General features: G+C 59.9%; 22 protein-coding genes. 13 read left to right on the forward strand and 9 right to left on the reverse strand.

Annotation, left to right across the window (positions count from 1 at the left end; translation table 11 throughout):
- Positions 1–45: 45 nt before the first annotated feature.
- Complete coding sequence (locus tag PQQ52_RS26745) at positions 46–1,122, reverse strand: ABC transporter ATP-binding protein (protein WP_408218058.1); 1,077 nt, start codon at positions 1,120–1,122, stop codon at positions 46–48.
- A 34-nt stretch (positions 1,123–1,156) separates the two neighbouring features.
- Positions 1,157–2,767 carry an L-glutamate gamma-semialdehyde dehydrogenase gene (gene pruA / locus PQQ52_RS26750; protein ID WP_408218061.1) on the reverse strand — a complete coding sequence of 537 codons (1,611 nt, stop codon included), beginning with the start codon at positions 2,765–2,767 and terminating at the stop codon, positions 1,157–1,159.
- A gap of 584 nt (positions 2,768–3,351) precedes the next feature.
- Here pruA and PQQ52_RS26755 point away from each other — a divergent pair.
- Entirely contained in the window at positions 3,352–4,233 is an 882-nt protein-coding gene (locus tag PQQ52_RS26755) for a TetR family transcriptional regulator C-terminal domain-containing protein (protein ID WP_408218063.1), read from the forward strand.
- Between the two features lie 14 nt (positions 4,234–4,247).
- Here PQQ52_RS26755 and PQQ52_RS26760 read toward each other — a convergent pair whose 3' ends face one another.
- The gene (locus tag PQQ52_RS26760) at positions 4,248–5,249 is read right to left on the reverse strand and encodes a LysR family transcriptional regulator (protein WP_408218066.1); all 1,002 of its coding nucleotides are present in this window, start codon (positions 5,247–5,249) and stop codon (positions 4,248–4,250) included.
- A 71-nt stretch (positions 5,250–5,320) separates the two neighbouring features.
- Positions 5,321–6,169 (reverse strand): N-formylglutamate amidohydrolase, encoded by an 849-nt coding sequence (locus tag PQQ52_RS26765; RefSeq protein WP_408218069.1) that lies wholly within the window; start codon positions 6,167–6,169, stop codon positions 5,321–5,323.
- Positions 6,170–6,421: 252 nt separating this feature from the next.
- Here PQQ52_RS26765 and PQQ52_RS26770 point away from each other — a divergent pair, with 252 nt between their 5' ends.
- From PQQ52_RS26770 to PQQ52_RS26780, 3 genes are all read left to right on the forward strand, one after another.
- Positions 6,422–7,366 carry a LysR substrate-binding domain-containing protein gene (locus tag PQQ52_RS26770; protein ID WP_408218072.1) on the forward strand — a complete coding sequence of 315 codons (945 nt, stop codon included), beginning with the start codon at positions 6,422–6,424 and terminating at the stop codon, positions 7,364–7,366.
- A 130-nt stretch (positions 7,367–7,496) separates the two neighbouring features.
- Positions 7,497–8,753, forward strand: coding sequence for an aromatic ring-hydroxylating oxygenase subunit alpha (locus PQQ52_RS26775; protein ID WP_408218075.1), 1,257 nt, complete (start codon positions 7,497–7,499; stop codon positions 8,751–8,753).
- Positions 8,754–8,762: 9 nt separating this feature from the next.
- Positions 8,763–9,920 carry an FAD-binding oxidoreductase gene (locus tag PQQ52_RS26780; protein ID WP_408218077.1) on the forward strand — a complete coding sequence of 386 codons (1,158 nt, stop codon included), beginning with the start codon at positions 8,763–8,765 and terminating at the stop codon, positions 9,918–9,920.
- 39 nt (positions 9,921–9,959) lie between these two features.
- Here PQQ52_RS26780 and PQQ52_RS26785 read toward each other — a convergent pair whose 3' ends face one another.
- Together PQQ52_RS26785 and PQQ52_RS26790 are read right to left on the reverse strand one after the other, a co-directional pair.
- Complete coding sequence (locus PQQ52_RS26785) at positions 9,960–11,207, reverse strand: MFS transporter (RefSeq protein WP_408218079.1); 1,248 nt, start codon at positions 11,205–11,207, stop codon at positions 9,960–9,962.
- Positions 11,208–11,554: 347 nt separating this feature from the next.
- Complete coding sequence (locus PQQ52_RS26790) at positions 11,555–11,914, reverse strand: hypothetical protein (protein WP_408218082.1); 360 nt, start codon at positions 11,912–11,914, stop codon at positions 11,555–11,557.
- Positions 11,915–12,287: 373 nt separating this feature from the next.
- Here PQQ52_RS26790 and PQQ52_RS26795 point away from each other — a divergent pair, with 373 nt between their 5' ends.
- From PQQ52_RS26795 to PQQ52_RS26810, 4 genes are all read left to right on the forward strand, one after another.
- Complete coding sequence (locus PQQ52_RS26795; protein ID WP_408218085.1) at positions 12,288–12,446, forward strand: hypothetical protein; 159 nt, start codon at positions 12,288–12,290, stop codon at positions 12,444–12,446.
- 164 nt (positions 12,447–12,610) lie between these two features.
- Positions 12,611–12,937: an H-NS histone family protein gene (locus PQQ52_RS26800; protein ID WP_408218087.1), complete on the forward strand. Its 327-nt coding sequence runs from the start codon at positions 12,611–12,613 to the stop codon at positions 12,935–12,937.
- A 214-nt stretch (positions 12,938–13,151) separates the two neighbouring features.
- Positions 13,152–13,706 (forward strand): fasciclin domain-containing protein, encoded by a 555-nt coding sequence (locus PQQ52_RS26805; RefSeq protein WP_408218089.1) that lies wholly within the window; start codon positions 13,152–13,154, stop codon positions 13,704–13,706.
- A gap of 45 nt (positions 13,707–13,751) precedes the next feature.
- Positions 13,752–14,030, forward strand: a complete 279-nt coding sequence (locus PQQ52_RS26810; RefSeq protein WP_408218090.1) for a hypothetical protein — start codon at positions 13,752–13,754, stop codon at positions 14,028–14,030.
- Between the two features lie 59 nt (positions 14,031–14,089).
- Here the strand turns inward: PQQ52_RS26810 and PQQ52_RS26815 are convergent, their stop codons facing one another.
- Both PQQ52_RS26815 and PQQ52_RS26820 read right to left on the reverse strand, forming a co-directional pair.
- Positions 14,090–14,590 (reverse strand): arsenate-mycothiol transferase ArsC, encoded by a 501-nt coding sequence (locus PQQ52_RS26815; RefSeq protein WP_408218093.1) that lies wholly within the window; start codon positions 14,588–14,590, stop codon positions 14,090–14,092.
- Between the two features lie 213 nt (positions 14,591–14,803).
- Positions 14,804–15,484 carry a J domain-containing protein gene (locus tag PQQ52_RS26820; RefSeq protein WP_408218096.1) on the reverse strand — a complete coding sequence of 227 codons (681 nt, stop codon included), beginning with the start codon at positions 15,482–15,484 and terminating at the stop codon, positions 14,804–14,806.
- A 461-nt stretch (positions 15,485–15,945) separates the two neighbouring features.
- Between PQQ52_RS26820 and PQQ52_RS26825 the strand changes: the two genes are divergently transcribed.
- From PQQ52_RS26825 to PQQ52_RS26845, 5 genes are all read left to right on the forward strand, one after another.
- On the forward strand, positions 15,946–16,605 hold the full coding sequence (locus tag PQQ52_RS26825; RefSeq protein ID WP_408218099.1) for an NADPH-dependent FMN reductase: 660 nt from the start codon (positions 15,946–15,948) through the stop codon (positions 16,603–16,605).
- Between the two features lie 355 nt (positions 16,606–16,960).
- Positions 16,961–17,176 (forward strand): DUF6566 family protein, encoded by a 216-nt coding sequence (locus PQQ52_RS26830; protein WP_408218102.1) that lies wholly within the window; start codon positions 16,961–16,963, stop codon positions 17,174–17,176.
- Between the two features lie 244 nt (positions 17,177–17,420).
- On the forward strand, positions 17,421–18,875 hold the full coding sequence (gene iaaH, locus PQQ52_RS26835) for an indoleacetamide hydrolase (RefSeq protein WP_408218104.1): 1,455 nt from the start codon (positions 17,421–17,423) through the stop codon (positions 18,873–18,875).
- A gap of 67 nt (positions 18,876–18,942) precedes the next feature.
- Complete coding sequence (locus tag PQQ52_RS26840; protein WP_408218107.1) at positions 18,943–19,719, forward strand: CDP-diacylglycerol diphosphatase; 777 nt, start codon at positions 18,943–18,945, stop codon at positions 19,717–19,719.
- A gap of 212 nt (positions 19,720–19,931) precedes the next feature.
- Complete coding sequence (locus PQQ52_RS26845) at positions 19,932–21,020, forward strand: fatty acid desaturase (protein WP_408218110.1); 1,089 nt, start codon at positions 19,932–19,934, stop codon at positions 21,018–21,020.
- Positions 21,021–21,098: 78 nt separating this feature from the next.
- Here the strand turns inward: PQQ52_RS26845 and PQQ52_RS26850 are convergent, their stop codons facing one another.
- Positions 21,099–21,890 (reverse strand): SDR family NAD(P)-dependent oxidoreductase, encoded by a 792-nt coding sequence (locus PQQ52_RS26850; RefSeq protein WP_408218113.1) that lies wholly within the window; start codon positions 21,888–21,890, stop codon positions 21,099–21,101.
- Positions 21,891–22,237: the final 347 nt, after the last annotated feature.

Consider the following 22,237-nt stretch of genomic DNA (forward strand, 5'->3'; position numbering starts at 1 on the left):
CAGGTTGCTGAGAAAATAAGTGGGACTACTTTTGCTACTTGACCGTTATTGCAATGCCCGGCACGCCTCGGTCATCCATCCGACTTCAACGGAATCGCCCACTCGCAAGCGACGCGCGTCTCCGTCGTTGGGGAGCTTCACGATAAAGTCATTCCGACCACACACCTGCATCACAACGCGAAGATGGTCACCGTAATAGATGAGGTCTTTCACTCCGCCCTTGAAGACGTTGTCGCAGCCCCGCGCCTGTTCGCCCACAGCGATGCGCTCGGGGCGCAACGAGATGCTGGCGCTGCCGGCCGCGCGAAGCGCCGCACCGGTGCTCGCGCGAATCTCGTGTCCGCCGTCGATACTGACCGTGCAGCGATGACTGTCCACGGCCGACACGACGCCTTTCAACTCGTTGCTTTCGCCGATAAAGCGCGCGACAAACGCATTCTCCGGTTTCTCATACAGCTCGGATGGCGAGGCGAGTTGCTGGATGACGCCGTTGTTAAACACGGCAATGCGATCTGACATGGTCATCGCTTCGCTTTGGTCGTGCGTCACGTAGACCACAGTCAAACCGCTCTGCTCGTGAATCTGCTTGATTTCATATTGCATCTGCTCACGAAGTTGCTTGTCCAGCGCGCCGAGCGGCTCGTCCATCAACACAAGCGCCGGCTCGAAAACAAGCGCTCTCGCAACGGCGATCCGCTGTTGCTGGCCGCCGGAAAGCTGCGCAGGCATCCGGCTGGCGAACTTCTCCATGTTCACCATGTTCAACGCCCTCTTCACCTTCCGGGCGATTTCGTCCTTCGGCACTTTCCGCACCTTCAGCGGAAAGGCCAGATTCTCAGTAACCGACTTGTGCGGGAAAAGCGCGTAACTTTGGAAAACCATGCCGATGTTGCGTCGCTCCGGCGGGATGCGGTTTATCGGCTTTCCCTGAAGAAGAATCTCGCCGTGAGTGGCCGTTTCGAAGCCGGCCAGCATCATCAGACAGGTCGTCTTGCCAGACCCCGACGGTCCGAGCATCGTCAGAAACTCGCCCTGTTCAATCTCGAGATTGAGATTCTTCACGACCAGCGTTTCGCCGTCGTAGGTCTTCTGGACGTTTTTGAAAGAGACTATGATCGACATCGAAATTCTCCTCAGAGGAAACCGTAAGACACGCCTACGCGCCGAACTGCCAGTCGCGTGTCGGCAGGTACGTTTCCTTAACGGTTCGCGGTGATGCCCAACGAAGCAGATTCAGATACGAGCCGGCCTTGTCATTGGTGCCACTTGCCCGGCCACCGCCGAACGGCTGCTGACCGATCATGGCGCCAGTCGGTTTGTCGTTCAGGTACAGGTTGCCCGCTGCGTTGACGAGTGCCTCTTCTGCCTGATGCAGGGCGAAGCGGTCAGTGCAGAAAATCGAACCTGTCAGCGCATACGGACTCGTCGCATCGATGAGTTCCAGGGTTTCCGACCAGGCGTTGTCTTCGTACACGAAGACCGACAAAACCGGTCCAAAGAGTTCCTCGGTCATCAATGCATGTTTCGGGTCCGTCACCCGAAGCACGGTCGGCTCGACGAAGTAACCCGGCTCGGACCAGGTCTTGCCACCCGAGACAACCTTGACCGCGGAGTCTTCCTTCGCCGCGGAAATGACACGACTGAGCTTTTGATGGGACGCCTGCGAAATCACTGCCCCCATGAAGGTGCTGAAATCGGCGACATCGCCGACCTTGAGTTCCGCAAGACGGTCACGCAATGCCCGCTCGACAGCGCCCCACAGGCTTCTCGGCAGGTACGCGCGGGATGCCGCACTGCACTTCTGGCCTTGATATCCAAAGGCGCCACGAATCAAGGCAATGGCGACTTCGGAAGCGTTGGCGGATGGGTGCGCCAGAACGAAGTCCTTGCCACCGGTCTCGCCGACAAGACGCGGAATCGTCCGGAACGAATCTACCTTCGACGCGACGCCCTTCCACAGCGACTGGAACACTGCCGACGAACCCGTAAAGTGAATACCTGCGAGATCGCGCGACGACAGCGCGAGGCGTGTGGTCAATTCAGCTTCACCTGGGACAAAGTTGATCACGCCTGGCGGCAGGCCGGCTTCCTCGAGTGCCTCGAAGAAGATGTAGTTGGCCAACGCCGACTTCTCAGACGGCTTCCAGAGCACCGGATTCCCCATGATTGCAGGTGCGGTCGTCAGATTTGCGCCGATGGCCGTGAAGTTGAACGGCGATACGGCGTAAACGAAGCCCTCCAGAGGGCGCCAGTCGATACGGTTCGCCGCGGTCGAAACCGACATCGGCTGCTCCGCGTAAACGCGCTGCGCGTTACAGGCGTTGAATCGCAGGAAATCGATGAGCTCGCAGGCGCTATCCGGCTCGGCCTCTTCAACGGTCTTGCTCTGGCCCAGCATCGTTGCTGCGTTGATCTTCATACGCGAGCGCGTCGCGACGATTTCCGCCGCCCGATGAAGAATGGTTGCGCGACTTGCGTGCGTCAGATTCGCCCAATCACGCGCAACCGCCTTTGAGCTGGCGATGGCTTCGTTGATTTGAGCTTCGGACGGCCGGTGAATGCGGGCGAGCAATCGTTGATGGTCATGCGGCGCACGCACTTCCACGACGTCATTCGAGAAATAGCGCTTGCCACCGATGACAGTCGGGATCTCAACGACATCGCGTTGTTCGAGTGCCTTGGTCAGTTCGCTGGCCGCCGACGTTCCGCGACCGAAGTGCACTTCCGGCTCGTTAGCCGGCAGCGGGAATTGAGGACCTGAAATCACGCCTACTCCTTTAGAAAAGCTATTCAATGAGCCGCAGGCCAGGCTGGCGTCTATCACGGGTTTCCCCTTATCAGACGGGGCTATGCGGCTAACTCGCTGCGATGGAGAACTACACTTTCGAGCGTAGTCGCAGCAAAATGAAGCGCTTTTTAATCAACCCGCAGTTATGGATTGAATCTGCCATGGTTATGGAAGCGTCATGCTCACCGTTACGATCGACCACCGTACGGCTCGCGCGAGGTACGGGTAGACGCCGCTGCAAGCTGCTGCCTTCCTGAGCACCACCGTGGTCGCCGATGCCCACTCCGCGCCCCACACCGATAGAGCGTTGACGTTGGGATGTTTAAGGCGACCCGGGCTAAGCATCGGTTCAATCCGGGTAGCCGACATATGACGGAACAGTGGCAGACATCACGGGACTCCACGGTAAGGCGGCTTCGGAACGCCAAATATATTGAACGATCGTTCAGCACAAACATCACGAATGTCACTATATATCCGAAATTTAGCCGGTCAAAAATACTTTTTGAGGGTTGTCGGCGCGTTTTTGAGCGTATTTACTGATTTTTCGGGTAAACACCGGCATGAAAACACACGCCACAAATGAACAATCGTTCAACATCGAAGATACTCATGATTTGACGGGCCTCCATTTCTGGTTGAACGGGTGTTCAACCAGATTCCATCGGATGTACCATCGCGAACGAGAAAGCGTCGCCGGCAAACCACGCGTTTCGGCAAGCAATTTCGAGTCACCCAGGAACGGCCGGCTTGGGCATCACCCTATGAAGGATGAATTGAGCATGCAGGACGCGAAAACCAGGACAGCCGTGAGCGATGCTCGCAGGGAAGACTCGGCTCAGTACGAAGGAATGCCGCTCAAGCTCATCGATTCGACGCTCGAAGTCGTGGGGCTGTTTGGACTTGAGAACCTCACCATTCGCAAGGTCAGCGAGCACGCCGGCGTTTCGGTCGGCCTCGTGCACCATCACTTCGAGAATAAGGACAACCTTGTCTACAAGACGTTTGTCCACCTCATCCGGCGAGTTCGGGAGCAGTTGACTGCCGGGAGACGCGGGATTGCGGATCCGGTTGAACGCATGAAATTCACCGCGGACATGTGCTTTAGCGACGAGGTGATGAGTCCCGGCGCGGCCAATGTCTGGCCGCATATGTGGAGTTCATCCGCTCACGATCAGGAGGTCCAGCGGCTCTGTGCGGCCTTTTCACGGCGGCTTCGCTCAAACTTCATGCATGATTTAAGGCAGGCGGGATGCGCCCCGGCGATCGCGAATATCTACGCAATCCAGGCGATGGCCCTGGTTCACGGCCTGTGGATCGAGCATCGCGTTGCCGCGACGATTTCCATTGAAGAGGTGCTAGGTGTGTTTCACGGCGTGATTGATAGCGCCACCGGGCAGATCTGGACATTGAACATGAGCCAGTCTTTCAGACGCGGCCAGTAGCAAGCCCCTTTGCACTACTGCTCTTCCGGCAGACAAACATCTTCAGGCTGCAGGGAAAGCGCCTTCGCGATGTCGCGCGAAACCTGGCGCTCATAGGCCCGTCGAAGCAGGTCGTATAAGTCTGTTGGGAGATGACCAAGTTCGTTTTCCCGGAACGCGAGGAAGAACGAGCGGCTGAGGCCCGTATAAGGACGACCGTGCCGCGAGAAGGCCGACAACGGAACAACGCGCAATTCCGGCACGTAATGCCGGGACTGCCATACACACAGCGGCGTGGTGATGGCAAAGCCAAGGCCCGCAGCCACCAGACTGAGCATGGGGTCGGTCGCATCGAATTCACAGGTTCGCTCGACGTTTTCCGAGTTCGCGGCAAGATACGCGTCGATGTGTTGTCCGATTATCGACCGGGCACTGTAGCGAATGAACTGAAGATGTCGGCTCAGGTCCGCCAGTGTCGTGAAGTGGTCAACCTCGAAACTTTTCGGCAAGACAACAAAGTAAGGCTCAGAGAACAGCTTTTGTCGGCGAATACCGGGCGCGTGCGCAAGGCCTGTGGTTGTGACCGCCATGTCGAGCTGACGCGCTTCAAGCTGACCGTCAAGCGTCGGTGTAATGCCGGACCACAGGCGGATCTGATGCGAGGTGCCCGTCAGGGCCTTGATGATGATTGGACCGATCGTGGCCGCGAACGAATCAACGCAACCCAGTCGAACGACGACGCGTTTCGCTCGGGTCACGTTGCGCACGCTCTCGACCATCTGGTCCGCCCCCTGCAACAGAACGGTCGCATGTTCGAAGAGCCGCTGGCCTGCAGCCGTGGGACGAGCCGGCCGCGTCGCACGGTCCAGAAGCGTGGTGTCCAGAATCGTCTCCAATGCCTTGATGCGCTGGGAAACCCCGGCCTGCGAAATGGCGAGCCGGCTTGCTGCGTCTGAAATGGAACCCGCCTCCACCACTGCCACCCAGCTGGCTAGCAGGTCCCAGTCGGGATACTGTTCAGGTACGCTCTCTTTCATGGTCGGCGGCGAAGTGGCAGCGAAATGTAATTAGGTAGCCGCCCGGGCAAAGCAACTTCCCTGACGTACTTTTAAAGTCGCCCCTCAGGCGCCAAACCGGCCTGAGTGGTTTGTTCGTTGCTGGGCATCGCTCTCAAGACAACTTCGAGCGCATCCAGTGCGTTGCCCAGGGCAACATCATCCGCGCTGATTCCCTGCAGGGCAATAGCTTGCTGTTCGCAATCCAATCGCCAGCGGCCAGCCACCTCGACCTCGATCGCATGAACACCCGCCGCGGGGATTCCATAATGTTGCGCGGCAAAAGCATCCGCAAGCTTGCCATTGACCACCCAGGAGCGGTTGACCGCTTGCACCGACTCCGTCATTGCGGCCACAAGACGTCTGTCACACGATGCGCCACGGTTGGTTCCTATATTACATTCCGCGGCACCGGGTTGTTCCGGATAGGGCGACAGCCACGAGCTGGCATGCGAGACAAGAAGAAGGACATTGTCGTGCATGCTGCGCAGTCGCAGCACCTCTTTCGAGAGCGCCGCGTGGAACGGCTTCCAGAACTCGTCCACACGCGCGTTCACATCCGCCTCGGAAGGCTCCCGCCCTTGCGCGTACAGCGCCTCACCTCTCGACGTATGGGTTCTACATAGTCCGACGCGATTGAGCCTTGAGGAAAGCGGCCGACTATCGAGCGCGACGTTGAAGTCAATTACGCACGGGTGATATAAAGCGGACATGCGCGTCATCCCCCTTTTCGACGCGGCCGTTTGCAGAATCGCTCCGAAAGGGTCCGCCTGGCGCCCGTTGACGGGCAACCAGGCCTGATTGAGCAATAACTCATTCGGCAGCGACGTCCCGGTATGCGGCGTGACGACCAGGACGGGCGAGTCACCTCGGGAAATCTGGCCATAAGGCAGGTTCTGCATGTTGGTACCCTCAGGTTCGCAGCGACGCACCTTGAATGTGCGTTTTTCGCGCGCTGGCGTATCTGGATGTGACGCGATGTTAATGACGGTACCCAGACAGAATTCGGGGCGAGCCTCCGTAAGCCCCGGTTTATCTGTTCATAAGCGGCTCTTACGAAGTTGGGGAGTGGCCGGCAATTCTCGAATATCATCGACGGCAGGCGGTGTCGGCCCTGCCGTTTTTCGTGCCAGCCTTTTCCCTACAACGAGAACATGAAATTGGTCACCCAAGGTGCAAAGGGATATCGACGACTGATACCGTCGCTGACCGCCCTCGTCGAATTTGAAGCTGTTGCCCGATTGAGTAGCTTCACCCTGGCCGCAAACGAGCTTGGGGTCACGCAAGCCGCCGTGAGCAGACAGGTGCGACTCCTCGAGGAGTCCCTTGGTGTTCGCCTTTTCCATCGTCTGCACCGCTCAATCAAGCTCACGAGCGAAGGTGAAGCGCTCTACGTCGTGGTGGCGGAGTCGATGCAACGGATTGCGGGAGTCTTCGACCGATTGTTGGACGGAACCGCGCAACAGGAGTTGATACTTGCCACCACGGCGGCCTTCTCCCAGTTCCGGGTCCTACCCAGGCTGCCCGAGTTGAAACGCCTTCAACCGCAATTGAAGCTTCGTTTGACGACCCAGATGTTTACTGCCGACCTGCGACACAATGAAGTGGACATCGCCGTCCGCTTCGGCAACGGTAAATGGCGTGACGGCACATCGTCGCTGTTGTTCGATGAAGAAGTATTCCCGGTCTGCTCGCCTGCCTGGTTGCAGGAGAACGGGGCTCCCCAATCTCTCGCGGCGCTCGCGAAGGCACAGTTAATCGACTCCGATTCGACTTCCGAAGGGTGGATGGGTTGGGAGACCTGGTTTGAAGCCGTCGGCTTGCGACCACCCCGCTTGCAGTACGCGCTACGCTGCAGCTTGTACACGGACACAATTCAAGCTGCGCTGCATGGGCAAGGTGTTGCGCTGGGCTGGCACAGACTGCTGACCCAACAGCTTGAGTCCGGCGCGCTGGTGCGTCTCACAGAGGCGACGGTTAAGGTCAGCGATTCGTATTTCGTCGTCATCCCTCACGGTCGCGCGATTACACCCACAACGAATCTCGTGATTGAATGGCTACGCGGCAGTGTAGCGCCCTCCGAGCGGCAAAGTGGGTAGTCTTCGCATAACTTAAAGTAATGCCTGAGCGAGAATAAAGCGCATTGACGGTCAATATCGTCGATCCAATACTGGATTCATCACGTTGATGCTGCGGCATCACGACTGTCAATCCAGTAAGGGGCAATCGATGTCGGTGGCAAATATTAAAGCTCATAGTGAACTGACGCACAGTCGCAAACCTGGCCACGGCATGCCCGGGGAATTGTTCGGACGGCATGACGTGTTCGAAACCGACGTCGATGTGTTCTTCCATAAGCACTGGATTCTCGTTGGCGTCACCGCCGACATTCCGGAGCCAGGCGACGTGTCTACCGTCGACATCGGAAAGGCATCGATTCTGATTCTGCGCGACGACGACGAAAATATCCGTGCGTATCGGAACGTGTGCCGACACCGCGGAGCCCGACTCAAAGATGCAGGGAAATCCACGGTCGGCATGCTCGTTTGCCCTTACCACCAATGGACATACGCACTCGACGGCAGCTTGAAGCACACGACCCACATGGGCATGGATTTCGACCGCTCATGCCGCAGTCTCATTCCGGTGAAGACACTGATTGTCGGCACGCATATCTTCGTGTGCTTATCGGACGACGCGCCCGGCGACATCGATATCCTCGACGAAACGATGGTCCCAAGGTTCGCACCGTACGACCTGACACGAACAAAAATTGCCTACGAGGCCGAAATTATCGAGAACGGCAACTGGAAGCTCGTGATCGAGAACAACCGGGAGTGCTATCACTGCGGTGCGACGCACCCGGAACTGACAGCGTCCTTCCTTCCGGAAGATTTTGGATTCTGTCCGCAGGGCTTAAGCGAGGAGTCCCAACGCGCACTCGACGCATACCACGCGCGCAACGCCGCGAGCGTTTCCAGTTGGGAAAAGGATGGATGGGTTTGCAACGCGTTCGAACGACTTGACCCCGATGCCGCCACCAGCTTCCGGACGCAGCGCCTGGTTATCGCCGGAAATGGCGAATCGCAAACAATGGACACCAGGGTGGCGAGCAAGAAGCTCTTCGGCGAGTTGCAGCGCCGTGACCTCGGCGATGTGCATATGTGGACCCACAATTCGTGGACGCATGTGATGAGCGACCATGCGGTCATCTCCTACATCATCCCGCTGGCACCGGATAAGACGCTCGTTCGTACCAAGTGGCTGGTCCATCAGGATGCAGTGGAAGGCGTTGATTACGACCTGAATACCTTGACCGAAGTTTGGGTTGCGACAAATAGCCAGGATGCCAGCCTCGTTGCAATCAACTACCGTGGGACACAGGACCCGGCCTATGAGCCCGGCCCCTTCTCTCCTTTTACAGAGACCTATGTGGACCTGTTTGCTCAGTGGTACGCGGCCCGCCTCACAGCACACGGGATTTAAGTGTCGGCCATGATCCTTGCAGACACACACGCCAACACGCGCTCGCCGAAGGTTTTCGAAGACCGCTTGACCGACAGTGCCATGTGGGAGCGCGCCGGCACGCAATGGACCAGCTCCGAGAAGAGCATGCTGGTATGTTGCCGCAACATTGACGAAACACACGACGTCAAAACGTTTATTTTCAGTGCCGACAATGGTGTGCCGTTCAGCTTCGAGCCGGGCCAATTCATTACGATATCAGTCGACATCAACAGCCAATCGCTGTCACGCTGCTACACGATATCCTCGCCCCCCACACGCCCGTACACGATGTCCATCTCGGTCAAGCGCGTACCGGGAGGGGTCGTATCGAACTGGCTGCACGACAACCTCATCCCGGGGAGCACGTTGCAGGCCTACGGCCCTTCGGGGGTGTTCACGCCTTCATCGTATCCGGCGAAGAAATCGCTCTATCTTTCCGCCGGATCAGGCGTGACACCGCTGATGTCGATGACGCGCGCGGGTCATGATCTTGGACTCAACCGTGACATCGTGTTCATGCACAGCGCGAGAACGCCCGCGGACATTGTCTTTCGAAACGAGCTATCTCAACTCAGCGCGTCAGCGGACCAACTCAAGGTCATTCACATATGCGAAAGTCCTGGCATCGAACCCGACTGGAGCGGATCCATTGGCAGGTTGTCACTTGAGTTGCTGGAGCGTTCTGTACCCGACTTCCGCGAGCGGGAAGTATTCACGTGTGGCCCCGCGGGCTACATGCACTCAGTCAAAGAAATCCTGCGTCAAGGCGGTCATGACCCGGCCCGATATCACCAGGAGAGCTTCGACATCGGCGCCGGCATTGCCGAAGGCGGCGTTAAGGCCGCTCCTGCCCAGCCTTGCAGCATAACGGGCAATGGCCGGCAGTCGTTCAGCATCCGGCTTGCACGCTCCGGGAAAATATTCTCGATGGAGAGTACCGAGACCGTGCTCGCCGCGGCTCGCAAAGCCGGCGTGCCTGTTCCGTCTTCCTGCGGGCAAGGTCTGTGTGGAACCTGCAAAACCGCTCTTCTGCAGGGCGACGTTGATATGCAGCATAACGGCGGCATCAGGCAACGCGAAATCGATAAAGGATTGCGGCTACTTTGCTGCAGCCGCCCGAAATCGGACCTTGTGCTTGACCTCTAGCCAGCCGCTATCGAACCCGTATGACGCAAGCAGATAACGCTAATCCGTACACGCCGGACACGCTATCGATTCCGCAGCCACGACCTGCTCGCGCCGCCCAAAACTCATAAGCGCCGCGAGCCCCAGCAGCGCCAAACCGCTGCCGAAGAGAAAGTCGGCAGGAATGCCGACGTGGTCGACCACCATGCCGCCAATGAGCGACCCCAGCGCAATCGCCACCTGAATGATGCTGACAAACAGCGCCGAGCCCGCTTCCGGCGAATCCGGCGTAGCGCGTTGAATCCAGATGCTGAAACATAGTGGCAGCGCCCCGAACGAAACACCCCACGCGAGTACGAGCGCGGCGACGCCGATCGGTGATTGTTGCAGCAGCGGCATGGCGAACAGCGCGAACATGAGCAGAGAAACCATCGCGCCCACGGATATTTTCAGGTTATGCGTCACTGTCGACGAAACGGCGAAGTTCGAGACGAACCCAATCATGCCGAAGCCGAGCAACAGCAACGTAATCGTCGACATCGTGAGATTCGCGTTACGCAGCAGAAACGGTGTGATGTACGTGTACGAGGAGAAATGCGCGCCGAATACGAGCGCGACCATCAGCATGCTTCTACGCGGATGCGAACGGCGCAGCAGCGCCACGAGATCGTGCATCCGCAATGCGGCTGTCGACGGCAAGGACGGCACGAAGACAAACTGAGCGACGAGCGCGATCGCGACAAGCACGCCGGTTGCCATAAACGAAGCACGCCACGACGCGAAGCTGGCGATAAATGTGCCGAGCGGCACACCGATCACGGTCGCACAGGTCACGCCGGTCAGGATCGTTGCCATGGCTTTGGCCGAATCCTTCGGCTTCACGAGGCGGCCCGATGCGGCCGTCGCCAGGGTCCAGAATCCGCCCAACGCCGCCCCGAGCAGCGCGCGTCCGAGCAGCATGGATAGAAAATCGGGCGCAAAAGCCGAAATCAGATTCGACGCCAGCAGCAAGGCCGTGAGCAATAGAAATACACGCCGGCGATCCATCCGCCCGGCTACCAGCATCAAACCAGGCGCGGAGACGGCGGCAATCACACCCGGCACCGTGACCATCAAGCCTGCGGTGCCCGGCAGCACGCCCAGATCCGCCGCGACGCGCGGCAGCAATCCAACGGGTAAAAACTCCGTGGTCACGAATGCAAACGCACCGATTGCAACGGCCACAACAGCGAGCCACGAACGCAGAGACGACGAGGCGCCATCGTCCGGCGAGGCAGTGCTCGCTGGCAGATTATCTTCCATCAACATAGTATTGTTTGCGAGTAACTAAACAACGGGTGGGATTGGAGCAGTCATGCAGGACTAGTCAATTCACGGACAGCCAATCGCAATTAAAAAAGCAGGCGCTATTTGCCTGCTTATGATTGTGGCCGGAAAATGAACCGGTGAAGACCTGAACAGAACACACCTTAACATCGTATTAAATCGCTCGCTGACCACTCCGTAAAAACGCAGTCGGGCGTGTGGGTATTTCGACAGGGATTTCGTGCGCGGATTGGTTAGAGGCGGTGCGTGCTGCTCCCCCACCGCCTCCTGAACTGCCGGTTTATGCCGGTCTCTATGCGGGTCTATTACTGACCGAAATAGATTCTGCATTACGGCCCGGAAGAGCACGGCCGTTCCTGTCGGCCTCCCGCTTCCGTCGCGCCTGCGGCCGCGCCGCCATAGGAGATGTTCCGCACCGGTTGGGCACCCGGCATCATGGCGCGCCCAGTGTCACCAAACGACATGTCGGTTGTGTCTTGCGCTGATTCGTTTGCATTCTGTTGCATCAGCGCCCGGCCCGACCCAGCGTCGTCCTGCTGACTGTCCAGTGCGCCGGCTGTATTCGGCATCAGCAAGAGCGCGGCGCTTGCCAACGCCATCAATAAACGTAGTTTCATGTCCAGACTCCTCGAATCCGGCGCAGCAGCGCTCATTCCCTCCAAAAAGAATTGATTCGCGAAAAACGTCATGTCGCCAAATCGAACTGACGGACGGGCGAATACCTATGCGGGACTGCTGCGGCGAGTCACCGAACTAAACGAGTAAATAGTTGCCAAACCTGAAACCGATGTCCGGCATGCACGCGCGGCTTACCGGAACCGGTCGTCACCAGGCTGGAAACACAGAGTGTTGCTCCGCAGTTCCGTTATAGGTCGGCCATCCAGGATTTCAATCCCGGCGGCGCAGGTTGTGCTAGCGGCGTCGGCTGCAGGCCAATCAGGGACATGCAACAACAAAATCAGCCCGGCTGGCGCGTGTTTTACTCGAACAGTGCGCTATGATGTTGGAATAACGCACAAAATCAGCCCCGCGCGAAGCACCGGCGAGAGACGGAGCGTGGGCATGAGACCGGCCATCCGCAATCAGTGCATCATCATCAGTGTTCTTTCCATAGCGGCCGTGGGGCTTACCCAGCCGTACCTGCCGCGTGGCGGAGCGCTTGAATATTCGCTGATTGGCGCGGCCAGCCGTATAGGCGGCCTGGCCGGGCAAATGCAGTAACGCGATTTATGAGGCATCGTTTTTTGACGCTGCTACCAGGATTTCCTTCGATCAATAACTTTACCGCGGGCGGACCCCATTTACGTGGGCTCAACGCTTTCGCGGCTTTCCCTCGCAATCTGTAATTGACAGAACGCCGGACGCTTTAGAAGGACGAATATCTTATGGACGAAAGGAAGCGAGATAGCATGATTGCGTATCTCCGCCACCGCATGGAAGAGTTTGGTATCAAACCAGAAGACCTCGCCGCGGTGCTGGCGGCCGAACCGAAGAGGCAAACCGGCGAGCGCTACCGCAGCGCAACGGGAGATAGCTGGGACGGCCAGGGTGAAATGCCCCAATGGCTTAAACAGGCAATTAGCGCCGGTCAATCAATCGACCACTTCGAATTGTCGGCTACTCCGGCACCTGCCCCGCAGCCGAGAAAACAGGTGGACTGGCTAAACGACCCGTTCGCGGGAAGTCCGCTCGCGCGCCCGAACAATCGCTAAGCCGCCAGCGTCTTAAACCGCTGGCGCACAGGCATAGCCCGTACTTTTCTGGCGGCAACGACAGGTCGGACACGTTCGTCGACGCGGGCGTGCTCGCGCCACTTATGCTGGCGAAGAGAAGTTGTGCGCCGGCGATTTGCATCCAGATGCCTGGGCCCACCGTATATCCGGTCAGAGCAGCGTAATAACGCGCTGCATCTTGAGGGGACCGGTCATGAAAAGAAAATTGGTTTTTGCCGCCGCGGCTTTGTCGATTGCCGCCTCCAGCGTATTCGCGGCGGGTGAAACCGTCATGGTAGGCGGACAGGCGATGGTCCCTGGCAAGGACATCGTCGACAACGCCGTCAACTCCGCGGATCACACCACGCTCGTCGCCGCCGTCAAAGCGGCCGGTCTCGTCGATACGCTCAAGAGTTCGGGCCCGTTCACCGTTTTCGCGCCGACCAACGAAGCGTTTGCGGCACTGCCGGCCGGCACGGTCGACACGCTCGTCAAGCCTGAAAACAAGGCGATGCTTACCAGCATTCTCACCTATCACGTGCTCCCCGGCCGTTACGACTTCAACAAGCTGGACACGGCGATCAGGACCGGCGGCGGCAAGGCGTCAATCAAGACCGTCAACGGCGAGCCGCTCACTTTCATGGAAAACGGACCGCACAATATCGTCGTCGCCGACGCAGCGGGCCATACCGCCGACATCTCCACGTACGACGTTTATCAAAGCAACGGCGTCATCATGGTGGTCGACAAAGTGCTGATGCCGAAGTAACGGGCAGTAACCCCAATACCTGATGAGTTCGCAAGGAGAAATATCATGCGCAATTCCATGCTTAAAATCATGCTCGCGACCGCCGCGCTTTCCATGGCTTACGGTGGGGCCTTCGCACAAGGTGGCGGCAACGGCCAGGGTGGCACGGGCGGCGGTAACGCGCACGGCACCCCCACGGCAGGGATGACGTATCACGGCGACCCGGCCACGAGCCCGCTAGCGATGTGGCCCGGAAATCCGTCGAAAATGATGGACTCGAGCGACACCGACATGCGCGCGATGTCGCCCAACGACCCGATGACGCCCCCGAAAACCGCACAGTGAAAACGCACCCCGCGTTTCGCGTCTGGCATTGCTCAGCCGGACGAAACGCCGGGGATGCTTCACAACGCGTCGCGGGCGCAAGCCGGCGCCTCGAGGCTCGCGGCAAGCCCTCCCGCCGCCGCGTACGGCGGCGAGTCGATGAATGTGCTGACCTGCCGGACGATCTGCCAGAACACCTTTTCAAACGAACGGACTCGCTCCGGCTCGAGTATTCCATCGGCGAGCGGATCGGCAAAGATCCAGCTGCACGTTGGGGGCTCTCCGGGAAAGCGCGGCGCATGATGCCCGGCAACGCGCTCGTCCATGGCGACGACGAGGTCCATGCGTGGCGCCCATTCGCCCGTGAATTCCAGCCAGCTTTTCGGGCTGAGCACGCCAAGGTCCGAAATACCGGGCCGCAATTGCGCGATCGCGCTGGGATGTACACGCGTGGCCGGCTCCGGCCCCGCGCTGAACGCGTCGAACCGGTGTCCTGCCAGTTCGCGCAGTAAAGCTTCGGCAATGATGCCGCGTGCTGAATTCTCGCGACAGAGAAACAGCACCTTGTATTTTCTGGTCACGCTCACCCCGTACCGTGTTTTTCTTATCCCTCTGCGCAATTCTGCCAGCCCACTCTTGCGCCCTCGTGACACTACGATGACTTAATGTGTTGCGCCACGGGAATGTGTATCGAGACGCACAACCGACGGGCACTGCGCGTCACAGTTGCGATGAAGTCCGGGAGCGCGAAGTCGAATCTTTCATTTTACTGTCAACCACACCCCGGGGCCTCGTCAAAACCGCAAGCCGTTCAGGAACTGAAACCAGAGTCCGCCGAGGACGCCGGCCGGATGGGCATCCCCTGCATTTTCTTCACGCTTGCCCGCGTGAGCGCGGTGACCTGGCGTGCCATGATTGACGGCATCCTCGTTGGCGGTTGCCGCCTGCGCGTTGGCTGAAACTTCAGAGACGTCCGCTGCTTTCGCGGCCGCCTCGGCAGCAACCTCCGCCTTTTCGGCCTCACGCCGCGACGCCTGCAATGCAGAGACACTATCGGCGATCTGCGCGGCCCGCCGCGCGTCGCATCGCCGGCCGAGCAGCACACCGAACAGCACATCGCGGTTGTGGCCGTCGTCGGCGAAACGCATGGCGAGCGAAACCATCTCGGCATAGGCCGCTTCGTCCGCGGCACGCGCCGCCGCCTCGCGTTCGGCTTGCGCCTTTTGCTGGCGTGCACGCTGCGCCTCCCAGCCACGCATCTGCTCGGTATAGACCGCGTCATACACCTTGCGCTGCGCGGCGTCGGAGAGGATCGCGTACGCGTCCTTGATTTCCTGGAAGGTGGCGCGCGCAATTTCTTCGGCGCCGTTGTTGCGATCCGGATGCCATTTCATCGCGGCCTTGCGGTAGGCCCGCTTGATTTCTTCGTCGGTGGCGTGCACGTGCACACCGAGCGTGTCATATAGGGTTGCCATTGCGTGCTCGACCTCGCCGGGAATCGCTTCGCGGACCATCGTAGCATGCGAAAAACGGCTTTATCGTGAAGCGGCAAGCGCTTACGCCACTGAAAGACCAGACAAAAAAAAGGCCCCGCCACTGACGTAGCGAGGCCGAGTCCCATGTCAAGGAGATGTCATGGAGGAGACGATTCGATCATAGCCGTGCGTCGTCGCGCCCCCAACCAATGGATCGCCATATGCTTATCCAGCACGGCTTCAGCTGCATTGCACGGGGCGGCGTATCGGCATCGAAACGTGCGCCAGACAACCCGCTGGCCCGTTGATAACCGCACGCGGTTATATCGTTAGAACAAAAAGTCGCTTCGCCCGGCTCGCGGCGGTCATTAAGATGACACTTCAAAGTCCGGTTCGCCCCGGTTCGTCTGCCCGCAGCCCCGCGGCAGCGTTCCGTGAGCCGCTATCGAAGGAGCATTTCGTTGACCAGTTTCGATCATCATCGCCGGCCGCTTGTCATCGGCATCGGCGGCACGACACGCGCGGCGTCGTCGACCGAGCGCGCGCTTGGCTTTGCACTGCGTGGCGCGGAAGCCGCTGGCGCGAATACCCGCCTGTTTGGCGGTACCTTCCTGCATAGCCTGCCCCACTATGCCCCGGAAAACCCTCAACGCACCCCCGAACAGCTCGAATTGATCGAAGCCGTGCGCCATGCCGACGCGCTCATCATCGCGACGCCCGGCTATCACGGCGGCGTCTCGGGTCTCGTCAAGAACGCGCTCGACACGCTCGAGGAACTGCGCGCCGATGAGCGGCCGTATCTGGATGGCCGCGCGGTCGGCTGTATTGTCACGGCTTATGGCTGGCAGGCCGCCGGCTCGGTGCTGACCTCGCTACGCTCGATCGTCCACGCGTTGCGCGGTTGGCCCACGCCGTTCGGCGCCGGGATCAACACGCTGGAAACGCGCTTCGACACCGTCGACACCTGCTCCGACGCCAAGGTTGTCGATCAGCTCGCCACGGTCGGCCAGCAGGCCGCGCAATTCGCTCTGGCGTTCAACGCGCATCGCACGCCGGCGGCCGCGCCGCTCGGCAATGCAGTCAAGGAAACACACCCTACCCGGTTGCTGCACGCGGTTTAAACGCGAACCGCATGGCATCGTGGATCGCGGCTTGCGGTCCACGCGCCTTCCTTACCGGCCGGTTCCCCCCGCCGCCGCCGCTCCGCCCGTTCCAAACCGTGCGCCACATAACAGACCATTCGCCAGCAATGGCCGGATAGTGTCTTCACGCTCATCGACTATGGTCCGATCCGGCCACCTGAAGACCGTTCCCGACCCTCGCTGATTTGCTTACGACGAAAGATTGGTTCACCCGCTGCGCGGCGCGGCCTACGCTTGATCCTGCCCGCTCACTCACCGGTTGCCTGACGCACACGATTGCGTCCCGCGCGCCGGCTCCTCAGCAACACACGCGGGCACCCTCACTGCCACGACCATGAATTCAAATATCCGCTACAAGGGCTACGAAGTCGCACCGGCTGCGCAACAGTTGCCCAACGGCCTGTTCGCCGCCAACCTGACCATCGAGAAAACCTCTGCAAGCCAGGGTCAGGCCTACTCATTCGACGCACTCGATTACTTCTTCGACGAAGAACACGCGCTCGCCTATGCGTTCCGTTGGGGACGCATGTGGATCGACAGCCGCAAATGACGGCACCAGGTCCGTCCGATAACACCTGAAGAACCCATAGCAGCGCTCACGCCGCTCAAACGCGCAGCACCGGAAGCCCTCTGCCGCCCTGCCGCCCTGCGAGCCGGCAACCGGCAACCGGCAAACGGCAAACGGCAAACGGCAAACGGCAAACGGCAAACGCGGGTCACGTTGCCCTACACGGCGCCGGTCTTCAAGTGGCTGTGCCAGAATAGGCGTCACTTTAGTTAAGGGGACGCTGGCGATGACATGGACCGTTGATGAACAGTTGGCGCTGACCGCAACGGAAGCGGTCGCCGCGATCCAGTCCGGGCGCCTCCAAGCCGCCGACTACGTGGCCACGCTGCTGGCGCGGGCGGCGGCGCTTTCAACTCTCAATGCACTCACCACGCTCGATCTCGACGGTGCGCTGGCCGCCGCGCAGCGCATCGATGCGTTGCCGCCCGAAGCAAAAGCACAATTGCCACTCGCCGGTTTGCCCATCGTCGTGAAGGACAACATCAATACGGCCGGCTTGCAGACCTCGGCGGGCACCCCCGCTTTGGAGGGCTTCGTGCCGAAGACGAACGCGCCTTCGGTACAACGGCTTCTGGACGCCGGCGCGATCGTGCTCGGCAAAGCCAACATGCACGAACTGGCGTTCGGTATCACCAGCACGAACCTCGCCCCCCATGCCGGACCGGTGCGCAATCCGTATGACCCCTCGCTGATTCCAGGCGGCTCGTCGGGCGGCACTGCCGTCGCGATAGCCGCGCGCATCGTGCCCGCCGGTCTCGGCACCGACACCGGCGGTTCAACCCGCATTCCGGCCGCGTTGACCGGCATCGCGGGGTTTCGTCCTTCGGTCGGTAACGGCGGCGCTGAGCGGCGCTATCACGACCCGGATGCCGTCGTACCGATCAGCCACACGCGCGACACCGTGGGTCCAATGGCGCGCACGGTCGCCGATATTGCTTTGCTCGATGGCGTGATTACCGGAGCAGGCCCGCTGCCCACGCTCACGCTGAACGGCCTGCGTATTGGTCTGCCCGCGCCGCTCTGGGAAGGACTCGAAAAGCAGGTAGAAGACGTCGCGCGCGCCGCCTTGCGCCGGCTCGAAGCAGCGGGCGTCATCTTCGTACCCGTCGCGATGAGCGAGCTGGAAACCTTGAACGGCCAGATAGGCGGCCCGATCGCGATCCACGAACCGCGCGAAGATGTACTCGCATGGCTCGTTGCCAACGATGCACCGGTCAAGACGGTGGCTGACATGGCGGCCCGCATCGCAAGCCCGGATGTGCGCGCGATCTACGACGGCGTGCTCGCCGACGTACTCGGTTCGCATTACGACGCCGCACTGAAGCAGTGGCGCCCGCGCTTGCAGCAGTATGTGGCCGCCACGTTCGCCGATGAGCGTCTCGACGCGCTGCTGTTCCCGACCACGCGCCTCACCGCGGTGCCGATCGACGAGCTGAACGGCTCGTCGACCGTATCGATCGATGGTGCGGCGTCGATCGATACGATGGACGCGTTCCTGCGCAATACGGATCCGGCCAGCACGGCTGGCATTCCGGGCTTGTCGCTGGCAGCGGGGATGAGCGCCAGCGGCTTGCCGGTCGGCCTGGAACTGGATGGACCGCTCGGCGAGGACCGGCGGCTGCTGGCGATCGGCGTCGCATTCGAGCAACTGCTCGGCGTGCTGCCGGCACCGGTGCTTTGACGGCTTGAAGATGTCCTCAAAGATGCTGGTGAAAACTCCAATAAAAAAAGTGCCGATCCGCATGCCGATGACCGTGTCAAAACCATCTCGCCCTCGGCGAGCGTTTCTGCGAACCGTCGCCGTACTGACGGTCGCCTTTACCGCTTCCGCCTGCGCGCGCCTTGCCGCGGTCGATTCGAACGCGCTCTGGAAAATCGTCGATCTGCGTTGCGTGCCGTCGCAACAGACCACTGGGACGCCGGGCCAATGCACGGTCGTCAACCTCGACAAGCGCTATGTGATCCTGAAGGACATCGTCGGCCGCTCACAGCATCTGCTGATTCCAACCGACCGTGTCACCGGCATAGAAAGCCCATTCGTGCTGGCACCGAATGCGCAGGACTACTGGGACGACGCGTGGGCGTCGCGGCTTTACGTCGAAAAGTCCGTCAAGCGGTCCTTGCCCGACAATCAACTCGGCATCGAGATCAACTCGCAATTCCGCCGCTCGCAAAACCAGCTGCATATCCATATCGATTGCATGCACAGCGACGTGAGCGACGCGCTCGCGCGTCACGCGAACGACACGCCTGACGAGTGGCGTTGGGATACGCTCAACGGGCAGCGCTACCGGATCATGCGCGTCACCTCGCTCACGCAGGCGAACAATCCGTTTCGCATCGTCGCACGCGACAACAGAGGCATCGCGGCGATGGCCACGCAAACCATCCTCGTGACCGGTGCGGGGTCCTCGGCAGAGAAGGACGGCTGGCTCATCGTGAATAGCAGCCTGGATGCTGACAACGGCAGCGGCACGGCCGAAGGCCTGCTCGATCACGCCTGCCGTGTGGCGGATAGTGGTTGAGCGTCTATTGCCAATCACCCGGACAGAATCCGCGAGAATATTGCAGGACGTTCTGAGCGTCCGGCGATGGCGGCATGGCGCGGTATAAAGGCCCGCGATATGTCCCCCGCTCTATGCACGATTTTTCAGATGCATTGCTGAACAAAATGGTTCTGGTCGTGTGAATTGGTCCGTAGGATCGGTCTAAACCTGCATTCTGACCGATCCAGCCGATGGCGATTTACCTCGACGACGCGCAACGCACAGCACTCGCCCGGCAGGCGGCAAGCTTGACATGGCGCACCCAATGGCCGACATGGCTGCTGATCGTCACGATCTACGGTGGATGGTTTGGCGTAGCGACGCATGCGCGCGCGCTCGGACTGCCATTGACCACCGCGCTGCTGGCACTGCTGGGTGCGTGGTACATGTCCCTGCAGCACGAACTGCTGCACGGACATCCGACCCGCTCGCCGCTCTTTAACGCCCTGCTGGGATTCGCGCCGCTCGCGGTGTGGTTTCCGTATGGCGTCTACCGTGATTCGCATCTTCAGCATCACGACGATCCGCATCTGACGCTTCCCGAGCACGATCCTGAAAGCTACTTCGTCAGTCAGCATGTGTGGCAACGTGCGGGTGTTGCGATTCGCGCGTTGCTGACGTTCCGCAATACGTTCGTCGGGCGCCTGCTAGTCGGGCCGGCTTTTGCGATTGCGGCAACAGGCGCGAACGCGCTCGATAAGATCAAACGCGGCGATTGGCGCGATGTGCCGATGTGGCTCGCGCATCTGGCCGCGTTAGCCGCACTGACGGCGTGGCTTCAACGCGTGTGCGGAATTCCTGCTTGGGCTTTTATCGTCGGCGCGGGGTATGGGGCGCTGTCGTTGGGCTCGATCCGCTCGTTTCAGGAACATCGGGCCGCACATGCGCACGAGCATCGTACTGTCATCAACGAAGCAGGATGGTTCTGGCGTCTGCTGTTTCTGAACAACAACTATCATCTGGTTCATCATGACTTGCCGCATGTGCCGTGGTTTGCGCTGCGAGGCGTCTATGAAATGTCCCGCCAGGAATACATAGAGCGGTCTGGAGGCTTTCTTATCCGGGGTTACAGCGAATGGTTGAGGCTTTACGCATTCGCTTCGGTTGCGCCCCCGGTTTATGGAGAGCTATCCAATTTAATCCCGAGTAGTCCGCCCGCATCCGCTAGCCTTGCGGGTAGATTGCGGACGAAATTCATCGCAATTATCCGTCGAGGAGAACGCCATGAAGCTCATCCATCCGCTACTGCTGAACGCCAAACCGCAAGACAAGCCCTATAAGCTTTATGACCGGGATTCCATGTATCTGCGGGTCTCGTAGCCAGCACACCCCGAAGAACTGGAAGTCAGTCATGGTTGTCACTCCGGCAGTGCTACGCCGAGGCTTGCCATCAACCCTCCGTCAACCCTGAACTCCGCGCCCGTGCAAAAGCTTGCGCGATCGCTGGCCAGAAAGGCGACGACCTCGGCGACTTCTTCTGGACGCCCGATACGGCCCAGCGGTTGTGCCTTACCCCATTCCCGAAGGATTTCTTCCTCTCGCCCAGGGGCGGTTTGGGCGGCCGAAAAACGTGTCATCGGCGCATCGATGCAGCCTGGACAGACTGCATTTGCACGTATGCCCGAAGGACCAAAATCGACTGCGAGAGAGCGCGTTAAAGCAAGCATGCCACCCTTCGAAGTCGCATAGGCGGCGACCCGGGTCTGGTTGGCAAGCGCCTGCACTGAGGCGATATTGATGATCGAACCGCGTTGTAACCTGAGCATGTGCGGCAATGCGTGATGACAGGTCAGATACGTTCCTCGCAGATTGACCCCGATGACGTGGTCCCACTCGGCCGATCCCATTGACGCAACCGTGCCATAGGGCTGAATCGCCGCGTTATTAACCAGAATATCGATCGAACCCAGAAATGCCGCGGACTGTTCCATCGCGGCGGCAACCTGGTCCTCGATGCCAACATCGGCGGCGATAGCGATGACATTGAGGCCTTCGGTGCGTAATGTCGCCGCTGTCTGTTCCAGCACTTCGCGGTCCTCGCCCAACACTGCTACGGATCCACCGCGATGCGCAATCAACCGTGCACATGCCAGCCCGATACCGCGCCCGCCTCCGGTGACGACCGCGCCCTTCCCTGTTAGCTCACCCATCACGCCTCCGTTTTCCTGCCCGCTACTATCCAGGTAACAGTAGATTGACGGACCATTAACTGTACATCGTCACGGATAACGGGAGCGACAATAGTCCGCTTGCCTGGTCCGTTTGCCGCGCCTTGATCGTCAATCGGACAGACGAGGCGTGCAGGCACGTGTGTCGACGGCCTCGGGCTGACTGCGACCATGGTGTCGCGGCTCGTCCGGGCGTGCTTCAGGATTTGCACGGTGGCGTATCGAAATCGCACGAACAGGCGTACCGGCTAGAGGCAAGTCCGTTGACTTAAGGCCCACACACTGAAGCCGACCATTCCCGCCTTACATCCAGCAAGCGAAAATCTGTC

Source organism: Paraburkholderia sediminicola (genome assembly GCF_046030555.1).
GTDB classification, from domain to species: Bacteria; Pseudomonadota; Gammaproteobacteria; order Burkholderiales; family Burkholderiaceae; genus Paraburkholderia; species Paraburkholderia sediminicola_E.